Origin of the sequence: Paraburkholderia sp. (assembly GCF_028283785.1) — a bacterium.
Lineage (GTDB): Bacteria > Pseudomonadota > Gammaproteobacteria > Burkholderiales > Burkholderiaceae > Paraburkholderia.
The window spans coordinates 1,134,025-1,149,199 of record NZ_JAPWKB010000019.1 but is presented as its reverse complement, the minus strand read 5'-3'; the positions used below and the strand labels follow the sequence as shown (position 1 = coordinate 1,149,199).

Sequence of the window (15,175 nt, the reverse complement as noted above, 5' to 3'; positions counted from 1 at the left end):
TCATGCACTTCTCATCTCTACACCGTGTCGTGCCGGCTCGCCTGACGACATGGGCGAGCGCGGCGACGCTGCTCGCCGTCGCGGGATGCGCGTTCGGGCCGAACGGCGACGCGCCGGCGATGCCGCAACCGTCGCATTACGGCGCGCATGAACAGCCTACCCAGACCGTGCCCGCGCAAGGCGTCACGCAGCAATTCGTAGTGGGCGCGAAACCGGTGCCGCGCTGGTGGACGCTGTATCGCTCCGACGCATTGAACGCGCTCGTCGATGAAGGCTTGCGCAACAGTCCGACGCTGGCCGTCACCGATAAAAGCCTGACCGCCGCGCGCGAGCAGCTGAAAGGACAAGTGGGCAGTTCGATGCTGCCGACCATCGACGCCGGTGCACAGGCCACCCGCGAACGCGCGCTCGGTATTCCGCAACTGGGCGCGAACACGTATCTGTACAACGTGTTTATCGGGCAATTGCAGATGCACTACACGTTCGACCTGTTCGGCGCATCGCGACTCGCGAACGCGGCGCTGGCCGAACGCGTCAACGTGCAGGCGTATCAACTGGATGCGGCGCGACGCGCGCTGGCGGCCAACATCGTCACGGCCGCCATTACGTCGGCGACGCTGCACGCGCAGATCGACACGACTGAGCATCTGGTCGCGCTCGCCAATGCGCAGGCGCGCGACATGCAGCGGCGCTACGCGCTCGGTGCCGTCTCGCACGCCGACCTGTTGAACGCGCAGCAAAGCGCGGCGTCGCTCGCGGCGAGTCTGCCTGGCGCGCGTCAGCAATGGAGCACGACGCGTCACGCGCTCGCGGTGCTGCTCGGCCGTACGCCCGACGCCGCGCCCGACGACATCGCGCTCGCGCAACTGCATGTGCCTGACCAGGTGCCGGTGGTGGTGCCGTCGGAACTGCTGCGCTCGCGGCCCGATATTCAGGCCGCCGATGCCGCGTTGAAGGCCGCTGCCGCCGATGTCGGCGTTGCGACGTCGCAGCTGTTTCCGAGCTTGTCGCTGACGGCGTCGATGGGACAAGGCGGCTTTAGCTGGCCGATCGCGTTGTCGGGCGCGGGTGCGCTGTGGAGCATCGGCGCATCGCTGTCGCAACCGATCTTCCACGGTGGCGCACTGTTCGCGCAGCGTCGCGCGGCGATCGCGTCGTATGACGCGGCGACCTCGCAATACAAGCAGACCGTGCTCACCGCGTTTCAGAATGTCGCCGATACGCTGGCGGCGCTGGAGCACGATGCGCAGGCGCTCGATGCGGCGAACGTCGCGGCAACCGCCGCACGCGGGATCGCGGACGAAACCACGAAGCGCTACGCACTCGGCGCGGTGCCGGTGTCGTCGACGCGCTCGGCCGATCAACAATCCGGCAACGCCGACCTCGACGAGATTCGCTATACCGGCGCACGCCTGACGGATACCGCCGCGCTGTTTCAGGCGATGGGCAATCCGCCGTTGGACGACGACGCAACCCGCGTCACGAGTGGACAGACGCAATAACCGAACGACTCGCCGTTGGCTCAAACCTGGGTATCCCAGGTTTTTGTCAACGGGAATCTATCCGCGACTTATCCCCAATTTTTGTTGATGAGGGTGTTGATAACTGCAGGACAAATACCCTAGAGCCTTGAGCCGACTACGCTTTTATACGGCGGTGTGAAAAGATGCGAATGACGCGAAACGCAGCAGCATTGCACCGATGCCGCGAGTCTTTGGCGTTGCCAAACAAGCGCAAGCGCGGTACTTATCCCCACTTTTTGTTGAGTAGCGTGTTGATAACTACAGGACAAACACGCTAGTGCGTTGAGCCAGCAACACTTTTCTGATGCGGCGTCAAAAATTGCGGACATTGCTACGTGCGTTCACGCGATGCATTGCCAGGCAATCCCTGGCTTCGACACACATGAAAGTCGCGAGACTTATCCCCAGATTTTGTTGAAGAGCGTGTTGATAACTCAAGAACAAACACGCTAGACGCTTGAGCGCAAAGGGCTTTTGCATGACGGTCCGAAAAGCGGCGCAGTCGATGCAAACCTGCGCCACTTTTGACCGCTAGCCGATCAGTTTTCCAGCCGGAACACACCGACCGTGGTACGCAAGCGGGCCGCCTGCTCATCCAGCGACGCTGCCGCTGCCGCCGCTTCCTCGACCAGTGCCGCGTTCTGTTGCGTGACTTCGTCCATCTGCGAGACCGCGCGGTTGACCTGCTCGATGCCGGTGCTCTGCTCGATTGATGCAGCGGCGATCTCGCCCATGATGTCGCTGACGCGCTTGATCGATTGCACGATCTCGCGCATCCGTTCGCCTGCGACCGCGACCTGGCCCGTACCGTCATCGACGCGCGCCACCGACGAACCGATCAGTTCCTTGATGTCTTTCGCTGCGGACGCGCTGCGTTGCGCCAAGGTCCGCACTTCGCCTGCGACCACCGCGAAACCACGGCCTTCGTCACCGGCACGTGCCGCTTCGACGGCTGCGTTCAACGCGAGGATATTGGTCTGGAATGCAATCCCTTCGATCACGCTGATGATCTGGCCGATCTTGCGCGATTCGTCCGCGATGCTCTGCATCGTGCCGATCACTTCATCGACGGCGTTGCCGCCGCGCTCGGTCGCATCCGATGCCAGCACCGCGAGTTGGCTCGCCTGGCGTGCGTTGTCCGCGTTCTGCTTCACGGTCGCGGTCAGCTGTTCCATGCTGGCGGCCGTCTCTTCGAGCGACGCAGCCTGTTCTTCCGTGCGTTGCGACAGATCGGTGTTGCCCTGCGCGATTTCACCGGAGCCGGTCGCAATCGAATCGCTCGAACGCTGGATGCCGTGCACCAGTTCACGCAGCTTGGTCCGCATCTCGCTCAATGCATACAGCAGGCTCGAACGGTCGGAAGGCGCCAGCTTGATATCCGCGGACAGATTGCCCGCCGCGATCTGCGCGGCAAATGCAGCGGCATCGGCCGGTTCGCCACCGAGCGCGCGCGTCACGCTGCGCGTCATGAACCACGCCATCGCGCCGACCGCGACGAAGATCGCCACGGCGATCCCGAGCAAGGTCTTCGCGAGTCGCCAGTAGGCTGCGTTGATGTCGTCGTAGAAGAAGCCCGTGCCGATCCACCAGCCCCATGCGGGAACGGAGACCACGCCCTGCAATTTGGCTTCGAGCGGGCCGTCCTGCGTGCGCTTGATCAGCACGTCGACGAGCGCGATATGGTTGCTCGCGAGCCCTTGCTGATACGCCTGCGTATCCGTCAGATTGCCGTTGGTGGTCTTGTTGCCGCCCGTCTTCGTGCCGACCAGCGCCGGGTTCGGATGGACGAGGTTGATGCTATCGGTACTGGTGACCCAGTAATAGCTTTTGCTATTGGCGTTCAGTTCGCTGATCGCCGTTTTCGCGGCCGTTTGAGCATCGTCGCGACTCATCTTGCCGCTGGCTTCGAGCGACTGGTAGTACAGCGCCAGATGCTCGGCCTTGGTTAGCAGTGTCGTGATCTGGCCTTGCCGGCTCTCGATCAGCGCACTGTCGAGTTGCGACAGCGCGATTGCGGCGATGCAGATGACACCAGCCAGCGCGGTGCCGACGAGTAAAAGCAGCTTGGTCGAGACTTTCATTGGGATCGAGGCGCGCACGGCGCATAGTTAAATTTGAACCAGATGGTTCATATATCGACCCGGCAAAGCTGACCTTTAGCTTTTAATTTCATCAGACGAAACAGCGTGGTTCCGGAAAAATCGCGCAAACCCCTGTCGCGCAAAGGTTTGCGTGGGTTCGCGCGCGACAGCTTTCATTTCAATACACAGCCGCTTCGCCAGCGGGCCGATGCTTGAAGCGCTTGTGCACCCAGTAATACTGGGCCGGCATCCGGCGCACCTGGGTTTCGAGGAATTCGGTCAGACGACGCGCATCGACGGTCGGATCGTCGGACGGGAAATCGCTGAGTGCATCGAAGATGGTCAGCTTGTAGCCGCGATAGTCGGGCAGCACTTCGGTGACGAACGGCACGACGCGCGCATTGCCCGCCTTCGCCATCCGCGACACCGACGTCAGCGTGCAGGCCGGCACGCCGAAGAACGGCACGAACACCGAGTCGCGCAAGCCGAAGTCCATATCGGCGGCCAGCATCACCGGCTTGCCAGCGCGCAGCACGCGCAACGCACGCCGCACGCTGTCGCTGCGCGGAATCATCTCGGTGCCGAAACGGGCGCGCTGACGGCACGCCATCGCGTCGAACAGCACGTTCGACATCGGCGTGTACAGCGACGCCACTGGATGCCGCGTCGAATACATCATGCAACCCGCTTCGATCCCGACGAAGTGAAACCCGACGAAGATCGTCGGCTGCGCATGCGCTTCGCTCAGGTCGATCGCGCTTTCCACTTCGACGAGCTTCGCGATCGCGCGCGCATTGCCGAACCATTGCGTGCCGCGCTCCGCATAGCTGCGGATCACGTGACAGAAATGCGCACGCGCGAGCTGGTCGCGCTCCACATCGCTCAGATCCGGAAAACACAGCTTCAGATTGGTGTGCACGACGCGACGGCGCGTGCTCGGAATGCGATAGAGCAGCGCGCCGAGTCCGTTGCCGAACCGCGCAACGAGGCCATAAGGCAGGAGCGCGAACGCGCGCAGCAGACCTGTCATCAGACAGACGAGAATTCGAGCTTTCACGAGCGGGGTCCGGTGGATGCCTGGTGCTAAACACGATGCCGGCGCGACATGACGCGACGGCAACGTGGGAATGCGATACGGAACAACGGGAACGCAGACGCGCCTGAAAACCAGGTGAATGCGCGCGGGGATTCGGCTGGCCGGACGCCTTGCATTGCCGAAATGCGAGGCACTGGTCGAGGATCTGTGAGGCTGGATATTACGCGATCGTTACGCGCAAACGCAGTATGGGGAGATGGAAAGTAAGGCTTTTTTACCGCATCGTCGTTCGATATGCGACGTTTTTACAGGAAAACCCGAATAAAAAAACCATCGCCCGGGACCCGGCCCGCGCGGCCGAAAGTCCGCCAGCGCACGCCCGTCGGGCTGCCGGCGCGGCTTTGACAAAGCCGCGCCGGCGATACCGAAACCGTTACGGTTTGTTCGATTCGAACAAATCCATGATCTGTTTCTTCTCGTTACTGGAGACGTCCGGCGGTGCGGCCGGCGGCGTCATCCCCGCCGGTCCGACGCCACCGACGGCGTCGCTTGCACCCGCCATCGGATTGGCGGAATCCATGCCGATACTCGCGACGAAACCGTTACCCGGCGTCATGTCCGTATAGAACAGTTCGCCGTCCACCGACGTCACGCCGTCCGGCTGTTGCGGCTCGGTCTGCGGCACGCCGCGCAACGCGCGCTGCATGTATTCGACCCAGATCGGCAATGCGAGCTGCGCACCGAATTCGCGGCTACCGAGCGTCTTCGGCTGGTCGTAACCCATCCACGCCACCGCCACCAGCGATTGCTGATAACCCGCGAACCAGCCGTCCTTCGCATCGTTGGTCGTGCCGGTCTTGCCTTGCAGGTCGTTACGATGCAGCACGTTGGTGCCCGCGCCCGTTCCGGCGCTCGCTACCGAATGCAGCAGGCTGTTCATGATGTACGCGTTGCGCGGCTCGAGCGTGCGCGGTGCATCTTTTCCGGCGGTCAGCGGCTGCGCTTTGGAGATCGGCTGGCCGCGCGCGTCGGTGACTTCTTCGATCAGATACGGATTGATCCGGTAGCCGCCGTTGGCGAACACCGAATACGCACCCGCCGACTGCAACGGCGTCACCAGTCCGGCACCGAGCGCCATCGGCAGATACGGCGGCGTTTTGTCGGCGTCGAAACCGAAACGCTGCGTGACGAAATCCTGCGCGTACTTCGTACCGATAAACGACAGGATCCGGATCGACACGAGATTCTTCGACTTCTGCAATGCGAGACGCATCGGCATCGGACCGTCCGGCTGATCGTCGTCCTTCGGTTCCCATGCATCGCCGCCCGGCGAGCTGGGCGGGAAGTACAACGGCGCATCGTTGATGATGGTCGCGGGTCCGATGCCCTTGTCCAGCGCCGCCGAATAGATAAACGGCTTGAAGCTCGAACCCGGCTGACGCCACGCCTGCGTGACGTGGTTGAACTTGTTCTTGTTGAAGTCGAAACCGCCGACCAGCGCACGGATCGCGCCGTCCTGCGGCGTCAGCGACACCAGTGCGCCTTCCACCTGCGGCAATTGCGTGATCTGCCAGTTGCCCTTGTCGTCGGCGATCAGACGAACGATCGAACCCGGCTTGATCTTCAACGCTGCGGTAGCGCGTGCGCTCAAGGCAGAGGCGACGAAACGCAGGCCTTCCGGATTGATCGTCACCTGCGTGCCGTCGAGCAGTTGCGCGGTGACCTGTTTCGGACCGACCGCGGTCGCCACCGCCGCGACGATCGCGCCGTTGTCGGGGTGATCGGTCAGCGCATCGTCGATGGCCTGATCGCGATCGTCGCCCGGCGCGGGCAATTCGACGAAGCCTTCCGGACCGCGATAGCCGTGACGGCGCTCGTAATCCATCACGCCCTTGCGCACGGCGTCGTACGCGGCTTCCTGATCGGCGGAATCGACGGTCGTGATGACGTTCAGGCCGCGCGTGTAGGTTTCGTCCTTGTACTGCGCGTACATCATCTGACGGACCATTTCCGCGATGTATTCAGCGTGGACGCTGTACTCGTTGGTCGCGGTCTTGGTGTGGATCTCTTCCTTGATCGCCTGATCGTATTGATCCTGCGAGATGTATTTCAGGTCGAGCATCCGCTTCAGGATGTATTCCTGGCGGATCTTCGCGCGCTTCGGATTGACGACCGGGTTATACGCGGACGGCGCCTTCGGCAAACCCGCCAGCATCGCGGCCTGCGCGAGCGAGATGTCCTTCAGGTCCTTGCCGAAATACACGCGCGCGGCCGCGGCAAAGCCGTATGCGCGCTCGCCCAGATAAATCTGGTTCATGTACAGCTCGAGGATCTGATCCTTGGTCAGCGCGCGCTCGATCTTGTACGCGAGCAGCATTTCATAGATCTTGCGCGTGTAGGTCTTTTCGCTCGACAGGAAGAAGTTGCGCGCGACCTGCATCGTGATCGTGCTGGCGCCTTGCGAAGCGCCGCCGTGCATCAGGTCGGTCACGCCCGCGCGCAGGATACCGACGAAGTCGACCCCGCCGTGCTCGTAGAAGCGGTAATCCTCGATCGCGAGCACCGCTTTTTTCATCTGGTCGGGGATGTCGTCGAAACGCACGAGGCTGCGACGCTCTTCGCCGAATTCGCCGATCAGCACGTGATCCGCGGTGTAGACCCGCAACGGCACCTTCGGACGGTAGTCGGTCAATGCGTCGAGCGACGGCAACTGCGGTCCCATCACGACGAGCGCATATCCGACGATCAGCGCGCCGACGACTGCGACCGTCGCCAGCAGCCCGACGAACCAGAGCGCGAGCGTGCCGACCAGCGAGCGGCCGTGCGCGTCGTCGTTGCCGTCATTGCGGGAGTAGCGGTTCGGAGGTTCCCGGTCGGAACCCGGCGATTGGGAAGATGGCGGTCGTTTGATGATTGGCATGACTCGAATGATTGGCGCTCGACTCCACGCCTCGTCGGCACGCGCTCCTCGCGCACCCAGGTCGTGATCGTAGCGTGATGACGCCGGTGTCGCCCGGCGCCGCGAAGGATAGCCGGACCACACGGACAACATACAGACGGCGCTGCAAGCGGCACAAAACGTCGTGCGGACCGACGCCCCCGGCTGGCCGCACGGCACGCCCGGACAGCGTCCGGCGCAACGTAACAGCGCATTTTAAAGAAATCAAGCGCGCTCGCTGCCAGTTTTTTTGTAAGAATTCCCTCACATCGCGGCTGATTTTGGGCAGAGCGTGCCTGAAAGCCGAAGCGCGGCGGGCATCGGCGCGACGTAAGGAACGGTTATTCGATTGCACGACGGTCGGGTGATGCGATGACGGCGTTTACGTCGTGATTACGCGGCGGTTGCGTCGTCGATGCGCCGCCAGCGTGCGTGGCGATGCGCTGTCGCGGGGCGTCGTGCACGATTCATCGGTGGAATGGATGCTTTGTGGGGCACCGTGCAGTTATCAACAGAAAATGTTGAAGAGCCTGTGGACAATCCTGCCGGAAACGCTTTAACTCGTTGATGACACGGCAAATTCACACGGCGCTCGCTTTCACCCATTCCGCTTTGCGGCGAGTCGCCTTATGATGATTTGGACGCGTCGTGGAAAAAAGCTGCGTGTCACGCTCGTTCTGCTTTTGCCTCACGACGCCAACAGGTACGCGAACCGACCATGAACAAGCCCAGCGAACGTATCGTCGTCTTCGTGACGCCCGGCCAGAAACGTGCAATCGCCGCCAGCGCGGAAAAGCTCGGCATCAGCGTGAGCGAGTTGATGAAGCGCGCGGTGTTGAGCTTCGGCGCAACCAGTGAACAGGTGAAGGCTGCCAGCATCGTCGACCGGCTGCGCGCGCCACGCGAGCCCGACGCGCTGAACGAAGCGCTGCAACGCGTCGCTCGCGGCTCGAAGCACGCGCGGGCCGCGCTGCCGCCCGCGTTGCAGGTCAAACCCCCGCCCCCACCGAATCCCGCAGCCGGGCCCGCCGATACGTCGGTGGCGGCTGCGTCGTCCGCAAGCCGCTCCGGCACGCAGAAAGCCGCCGAGCCGATGCTTCCGGCCGGTGTGCTCGCCGCGTTGCGCGCCAGCGGAGAAGAAGCCGAAGCGCTCGCGGCCGCAGCGGAAGCCGAGCGCATGGCCGACGCGGCGAAGGCCGCGCTGCGCGCCAACCACGCGGAACCCGGTAACGCGGTTTCGCCGCGTCGGCGCGTCGCCAATACGATTCGCGACGAAGACGACTCCCACGGCGATCCCACGCCCGAAGGCGGCCAGTTCGCCTGACGCGCACGTTGGGCGCACGTTGTGTTAGCGCGCCGTGGTTGGCGCGCTGACCACGGCGTTACGATCGCCGGTTGCGCACCGGCGATCGTTCGATCTCACGTCTATCACGTCAAGCGGAGCCGTCACCGGTCCTCGCGTGTCTCTTCGCCTGCCTCGCGCGCTGGCAGCCCATCTTCCTGCCACCCCGCGTCGACGCACCGCCTGCAATCACGACGTGTTCACGTCGCAACACGGCTGACACCTTTCGTTTGCATGATCTCGGCTATCCGCTGGCGAAATCGTCGCGAGCCCGTTTTCGCAGGCCGTTATCTGCGGCGCTTTAAGACCCTTTTAAGAGATGCCGGGTGTAATATCCGCGAGCATCAAGGACCGTGAATCCACGGTGGCGCATGGCCGGGCACCTGTCCACGCACGCAGACATTTTGCAGCGTCGGCTATTGCAATCCGGGCACGTGCCCCGAACTCCGGTCCGGCTGCATGCGCGACTTCGCGCGTGGCGACTACACTAGGAAACGTAGTCGCCGTGCCGAAGTCGGGCGTCACTGGTCAACGCGCTGCGGTGGGCCGCGAAGCGGTCGATCCGCTCGCGCACGTCGGCGCCGATTTCATTTTATGGAGGGTTTCATGTCGCTATTCGACAGCATCTCGCGAACGCTTAAAGGTCTCCTGAACGACGCAGCAGATTCCGTGCAGGATCCGTCGCGCGATGCACGGCAGATCGTGCGCGAACTCGACGACAGCATCGGCAAGGCCGAAAATTCGCTGATCGAGATTCAGGCGCAGGTCGCCACGCAGCAAAGCAAGCGCGACGTCGCGGCCGACAAGGCACGCAAGTACGAAGATGGCGCAAAGCGGGCGCTGCAATCCGGCGACGAAGCGCTCGCACGTGAAGCGCTCGCCGCGCAATCCACCGCCGAAGCGGAACGCGATGCGCTGGCACGGGAACTCACCACGCTCGAACCGTCGGTGGCGCAACTGAAGAGCCAGATCGACGACATGCGTTCGCGCCGCAACGACCTGAACGCACGTTCGAACGTGTTGCAGGCCAAGCAGCAGATCGCGCAGGCGAAAGACGTCGCGGCTACCGCGCTGGGTGGAATCGGCGGCAAGAATCTTGCTGAAGACTTCCAGAAGCTCGAAGACAAGGTCGCGCTGTCGAATGCCCGCTCCGATGCCCGCCTGAACTCGGCGGACGACAAAAGCGGCAAGGCGCTCGACGACAAGCTGGCCGATCTGAATCGCGGTCCGTCGGTCGAAGACCGTCTCGAAGCATTGAAGAAGCAGTTGAATACGCCGGCATCGTAATTCGCCGAACGGCAGTTGCAACGCAAGGTGTCGCGCAGCGCCGTCTGGCGGATGATCGAATCTGAACGTCCGCTGACGGCGCTGTGTTTTTACACCGCATCGATCGACATGGAGACGGGTGGGCAACCGCCCTGACCGCATCATGAAAAAATTTCTGGCTGCTGCATGTGCTTCGTTGCTGCTCGTGTCCACCGCGGCGTTTGCCGTGCCGACCGCGCAGCAGATCGAATCCGCGATGGCGCAAGGCAACTGGCAGCAGGCCGACGCCGGTTTGACCGAAGTGCTGAAGGCGCATCCGAACAACGCGCATGCGCACTACCTGTACAGCCAGGTGCTGGATCGCGAAGGTCGTTCCGCCGACGCGCTCGCCCAGGTGCAACAGGCCAAGACGCTCGATCCGCAAATTCGCTTCACCGACCCGACGCGTTTCGCGCAGACCGAAGCGCGCATCCGCCGCGACGCCGAACGCGGCACGGCGGCGGGCACGATGTCGTCGCAGACGAACAAATCCGTTCGCGCAACAGAACGCCGGCTCGCAGCAGGTTCAACCGTCGTCGCAGCTTGCGCCGGCGCCGCAACGTCACGGGCCGGGCATCGGCTTGTGGATCGGCATTCTGGTCGTGATCGGCGGGATTGCGCTGGTGTTGCGCTGGACGCTGCGTCGCGCGCGAAACAACGACGATTCGCGAGCGGACGAAGAGCGCCGCACGCAACTGAAGCGCGCCACTGAACTGCTGAACGCCGCGCGTTCGCTGAAGCTCGACGTCAAACTGTCGACGGCGGCCGGACACGACGCGCTGGAGAAGGAAGTCGAAGGCGTCGAAGACGAGCTGCGGCGCCTCGTGGAAACCTTGTCGGCGAGCAAGAACCCGGTGCCGCCGTATCAGGTCGATGAACTCGATCAGCGTGTCGGCAGTTTGCGCGCGCGTGCCGAAGGACGGCCCGATCCGAACGCGGCTGCGACGGCCAATCCGCAATTCGGCGCACAGCAATCACCTTATGCGCGTGAGGCCGAGCGGTTCGGCAATCCGCCGCAAGCGCCCTATCCGTATCCGCCGCAACAGCAGCCGCCGGTGATCGTCCAGCAAGGCGGCGGGTTCGGCGGCGGCATGGGTGGTTTGCTGACGGGCGTGTTGCTCGGTGAAGCGCTCAATTCCGGCCGCGATCGCGTCGTCGAACGGGATGTGATCGTCGACGACGAACGGCGACGCGGCGGCAACGGTGGCGACGGCGGCGGCGGCCTCGATTTCGGTCAGGGATCGAACGACTGGAACGACGGCGGCAACGTCGATATGGGCAGCAACGACGATTCCGGCGGATGGAGCGATACCTGAAGCGTGAAGCCTGAAGCGTGAGGCTAGGCACGCCCGCGCGCCTAGCCTTGATGCTGCGACAACACCGTCGCGCCGACGAACAGGCGCACGATAAAGCGTTCCGCGTAGTCGATCAGGGCTTCGCGGTTCGCTTCATTGTGAATGTACTCACCCGAAAGATGGAATAGCTGAAGCACGATCTGCGTGCAGATTTCGTCGATCGTCGCGCGCGAAAGCGACGGCATCACGTTCAGATCGACAATGTCGTCCGACATTTCAGCGGACACATCCTGCAGATTCCTACGCACGGCCTCGCGCAATGCCGCCGAAGTACCGTGATACTCCGTCAGCGCGCTCGACAGCGCGTCGCGGTTATCCAAAGCAAACGCGAAAAACGCAGCCACCGCGCGACGCGGCATCTGCGCCGGATCGTCATGGGCCGCGAGCCAGCGCTCGCGCCGCAGGATCGGCCTCAACCGGCGACTCACCCACTCCACCGCTTCGCACGCCAGATCGTCCAGCGTGTCGAAATGCCGGTAAAACGTGTTCGGATTCAGATCCGCTGCACGCGCGATTTCCCGCAAACCCAAACTCGCGAAACTGCGCCCACTCGCGGTCAGCCGCAATGCGGCTTCAATCAATCGACGCTTGCCGGGCGCGAGATCCTGCCCGGCGTCCACATCGGACATCGTCTCCGTCGATGATGTCGACGGATCTACGGTGAAGGTAGCGGGTGGCATAACGGGTGGCATACGGTTCGACTCACGCGCATCGGGCGCTTAACGCCCCACTCTAACCATCTTGACGCAATGTGTACAGTTGTCTACTCTGCAATTCACGCAGTAGACAGACGTAGACATTGCAGTCAAAACGCATCGCGCCGCTGACAAAACGAACAATCAGGGAGACAAGCATGGCAAGCCTCGACTCTGCCGTGCGGGCCGACGGTGTACCGTTGGCCCGCCGTTCACTGGCCGCACGGCTCGGCATCACGAGCGTGCCGCGCGCGGAACTGGTGCGGCGTTATACGCAAAGTGGCTCGGCGTTCGTGAAGATCATGGGCGCGGACGTGCATTACGTCGACGAAGGTAGCGGCGCGCCGATCGTGATGCTCCACGGATTCGCGTCGTCGTTGCATACGTGGAACGACGTCGCCGCGAATCTGGCGCGCGACCATCGGGTGATCCGGCTGGATCTGCCGCCGTTCGGCGTCACCGGACCCTTGCGCGCCACGAACGGCGCGATCGAGACGATGAATCTGCCCACGTACCGGCGCTTTATCGATACGTTTATGCAAGCGCTCGGGATCGGGCGCACGACCTTGATCGGCAATTCGCTGGGTGGACTGATCGCGTGGGATTACGCGGCGCGTCATCGGGACGCGGTAGACCGTCTGGTGCTGATCGATTCGGCGGGTTTTCCGATGAAACTGCCGATCTACATCGGCTTGTTCAACAGCGCGCTGGTGCGGATGAGCGCGCCGTGGTGGTTGCCCGAGGCGATCATCAAAAGCGCGGTGCGCAATGTGTATGGCGACGCGCGCAAGCTCGCGCCTTCGACGCTACGTCGATATATCGAGTTCTTTCATGGCGAGGGCACACGCGAGGCGATCGGCAAGATGGTGCCGACGCTGGATTTCGACGACGTCGACACGGATGTGCTGACGACGCTCGACGTGCCGTCGCTGGTGCTGTGGGGCGAGAAGGACCGGTGGATTCCACCTGCGCACGCTGAAGCGTTTGCCGGGCGGATTCCCGGCGCGCAATCGATGATGTATGCGGGGCTTGGGCATATTCCGATGGAGGAAGCGCCGGAGCGGGTGGTTATTGATTTGCGGCGGTTTTTGGAGGCATAAAAGGGGGGTTGGTGGCCTTGGGCGGCCGGGGTGGCTTGGTGGCCGCCCTGTGGCCCCGTGGCCCCGTGGCTAGGTTCCGCCGCCCAGGAACAGGAGCAAGTTCCACAGGAATTTGCATACCAGTACCAAAAGCTCCCAAACCCGATATAGCTGCTCCCACCCCGCCATGCATGTCAGTGATTTGATCATCACGGAAATATACTGGGATGTGGTGGTGGTTTGGTTTGTTTTGTGTTTCGGTTGTAAGGGTTTGGGATGGAAGGTTGAGGTTTGGTTTTTTTGGTTTTGGTTGGGCCGGGTTGCTGGTCCCGGTTTTATGCGCGGTTGTCCCGGTTTCGCGCTCGCTTGTCCCGGTTTCACGCGCGGTCGTCCCGGTTTCATGCTGGTTTGCCTGGATCGTCCCTGTGCGGGACCGCACCTACTTTTCTTTGCTCGCGCAAAGAAAAGTAGGCAAAAGAAAGCGCGTGAGGCTGTCAGAAATTTTGTGTGCGAGTCATGGTACTCATGGCCCGACAGTAAAGCGGTCTTCAAACTGGATGGCGAACTCCGTTCGCGCCGCGCTCCAGCACAGGGGCCGGTTGGTCCACTTGCCGACGATGTAGCGCAGGCTCAGCCAGATGAGTTTGAGCGCGGCTTCGTCGGATGGAAAGTGGCCCTTGTTGCGGATCGATTTGCGCACCTCGCTGTGCAGGCTCTCGATCGCGTTGGTCGTGTAGATCAGCGTGCGCACCGGCGCGGTGAACGCAAAGAACGGCACGACCTCTTCCCACTGCCGTCGCCACATCGGCACGATCGCCCGGTAGCGCTGGCCCCACTCGCCGGCCTCGAAGCGCGCCAGTTCCTGTTCGGCCGCCTCGGCGCCCGTCGCGGTGTAGACCGGCCTGAGCGCGGCGGCCAGCGCGGCGCGCTCCTTCCAGGTGGCGAACTGCATCGAGTTGCGCAGCAGGTGCACGATGCAGGTCTGGACCACCGTCTGCGGGAACACCGACACGATCGCCTCCGGAAACCCCTTGAGCCCGTCGACCACCGCGATCAGGATGTCGCGCGTGCCGCGCGCCTTCAGCTCGCTCATCACCCTGAGCCAGAACCGGGCGCCCTCGGTGTGCTCGATCCAGATGCCCAGCACGTCGCGGTAGCCCTCACAGTTCACGCCGATGGCCAGATACACGGCCTTGTTGCGCACCAGCCCCTCATCGCGGATCTTCACGCGCAGCGCATCGAAATAGACCAGCGCATACACCGGATCGAGCGGGCGCTCCTGCCGTGCCCGACCTCGTCGAGCACCGCGTCGGTGACCGCCGACACCAGCTCGGGCGAGATCTCCAGGCCGTAGAGTTCGGCCACGTGGGCCTCGGATATCGCGCGTACTCATGCCGCGCGCGTACAGCGCGATGATCTTCTGGTCGAAGCCGGGAAAGCGGCGCTGGTATTTGCCGATGAGCGCCGGATCAAAGCGGCCGTGGCGATCGCGGGGAATCGCCAGCTCCAGCGGGCCGTCCTCGCTGAGCACGGTCTTCGCGCTCGATCCGTTGCGGTGGTTGCCCGCGTCGTGCTCGAGCGGCTGGTCCAGATGCACGTCCATCTCGGCGTTGAGCATGCGCTCGGCCAGCGCCTTCTTGAGTTCGCCGAGCAGGCCCTGCGAACGCAGGACCGTCTGCGGATCCTGCCCCTTGAGCAGTTCGTCCAGCACCGCCGGATCGAACCGGCTCCTCGTCTTGCGCGTTGCCATATGACTCTCCTTGGCCCGTTACGGGCAATCATATGACTCGCAGACACAAAATCGCTTACAGGCTCCATGCG

9 protein-coding genes and 1 pseudogene are annotated in these 15,175 nt (G+C 63.0%); 5 read left to right on the top strand and 5 right to left on the bottom strand.

Annotated features, from left to right (window positions below):
* Nucleotides 1–2 precede the first annotated feature (2 nt).
* A complete protein-coding gene (locus tag PW947_RS27420) occupies nt 3–1,502 on the top strand; it encodes an efflux transporter outer membrane subunit (RefSeq protein ID WP_299635506.1) in 1,500 nt (499 codons plus the stop codon).
* A 560-nt stretch (nt 1,503–2,062) separates the two neighbouring features.
* Here the strand turns inward: PW947_RS27420 and PW947_RS27415 are convergent.
* From PW947_RS27415 to PW947_RS27405, 3 genes are all read right to left on the bottom strand, one after another.
* Entirely contained in the window at nt 2,063–3,604 is a 1,542-nt protein-coding gene (locus PW947_RS27415) for a methyl-accepting chemotaxis protein (RefSeq protein ID WP_299635505.1), read from the bottom strand.
* Between the two features lie 178 nt (nt 3,605–3,782).
* Entirely contained in the window at nt 3,783–4,661 is an 879-nt protein-coding gene (locus PW947_RS27410; protein ID WP_299635504.1) for a lipid A biosynthesis lauroyl acyltransferase, read from the bottom strand.
* Nucleotides 4,662–5,073: 412 nt separating this feature from the next.
* On the bottom strand, nt 5,074–7,560 hold the full coding sequence (locus PW947_RS27405; protein ID WP_299635503.1) for a penicillin-binding protein 1A: 2,487 nt from the start codon (nt 7,558–7,560) through the stop codon (nt 5,074–5,076).
* A 736-nt stretch (nt 7,561–8,296) separates the two neighbouring features.
* Between PW947_RS27405 and PW947_RS27400 the strand changes: the two genes are divergently transcribed.
* The 3 genes and pseudogenes from PW947_RS27400 to PW947_RS27390 all read left to right on the top strand — a co-directional run bounded on the left by PW947_RS27400 (nt 8,297) and on the right by PW947_RS27390 (nt 11,541).
* On the top strand, nt 8,297–8,902 hold the full coding sequence (locus PW947_RS27400) for a hypothetical protein (RefSeq protein WP_299635502.1): 606 nt from the start codon (nt 8,297–8,299) through the stop codon (nt 8,900–8,902).
* Between the two features lie 624 nt (nt 8,903–9,526).
* A complete protein-coding gene (locus PW947_RS27395; protein ID WP_299635501.1) occupies nt 9,527–10,207 on the top strand; it encodes a PspA/IM30 family protein in 681 nt (226 codons plus the stop codon).
* A gap of 142 nt (nt 10,208–10,349) precedes the next feature.
* Nucleotides 10,350–11,541: pseudogene (locus tag PW947_RS27390) on the top strand (tetratricopeptide repeat protein).
* Between the two features lie 41 nt (nt 11,542–11,582).
* Here the strand turns inward: PW947_RS27390 and PW947_RS27385 are convergent.
* Nucleotides 11,583–12,209: a TetR family transcriptional regulator gene (locus PW947_RS27385; protein ID WP_299635500.1), complete on the bottom strand. Its 627-nt coding sequence runs from the start codon at nt 12,207–12,209 to the stop codon at nt 11,583–11,585.
* Nucleotides 12,210–12,433: 224 nt separating this feature from the next.
* On the opposite strand from PW947_RS27385, the gene PW947_RS27380 reads away from it, so the two are divergent.
* Nucleotides 12,434–13,375 (top strand): alpha/beta hydrolase, encoded by a 942-nt coding sequence (locus PW947_RS27380; RefSeq protein WP_299635499.1) that lies wholly within the window; start codon nt 12,434–12,436, stop codon nt 13,373–13,375.
* A 502-nt stretch (nt 13,376–13,877) separates the two neighbouring features.
* Here PW947_RS27380 and PW947_RS27375 read toward each other — a convergent pair.
* Nucleotides 13,878–15,104 (bottom strand): IS256 family transposase, encoded by a 1,227-nt coding sequence (locus PW947_RS27375; RefSeq protein ID WP_299635498.1) that lies wholly within the window; start codon nt 15,102–15,104, stop codon nt 13,878–13,880.
* Between the last annotated feature and the right edge of the window lie 71 nt (nt 15,105–15,175).

Coding starts and splice junctions, on each gene's coding strand:
- PW947_RS27420 (WP_299635506.1), top strand. CDS start 3: ATGCACTTCTCATCTCTACACCGTGTCGTGCCGGCTCGCCTGACGACA.
- PW947_RS27415 (WP_299635505.1), bottom strand. CDS start 3,604: ATGAAAGTCTCGACCAAGCTGCTTTTACTCGTCGGCACCGCGCTGGCT.
- PW947_RS27405 (WP_299635503.1), bottom strand. CDS start 7,560: ATGCCAATCATCAAACGACCGCCATCTTCCCAATCGCCGGGTTCCGAC.
- PW947_RS27400 (WP_299635502.1), top strand. CDS start 8,297: ATGAACAAGCCCAGCGAACGTATCGTCGTCTTCGTGACGCCCGGCCAG.
- PW947_RS27395 (WP_299635501.1), top strand. CDS start 9,527: ATGTCGCTATTCGACAGCATCTCGCGAACGCTTAAAGGTCTCCTGAAC.
- PW947_RS27385 (WP_299635500.1), bottom strand. CDS start 12,209: ATGTCCGATGTGGACGCCGGGCAGGATCTCGCGCCCGGCAAGCGTCGA.
- PW947_RS27380 (WP_299635499.1), top strand. CDS start 12,434: ATGGCAAGCCTCGACTCTGCCGTGCGGGCCGACGGTGTACCGTTGGCC.
- PW947_RS27375 (WP_299635498.1), bottom strand. CDS start 15,104: ATGGCAACGCGCAAGACGAGGAGCCGGTTCGATCCGGCGGTGCTGGAC.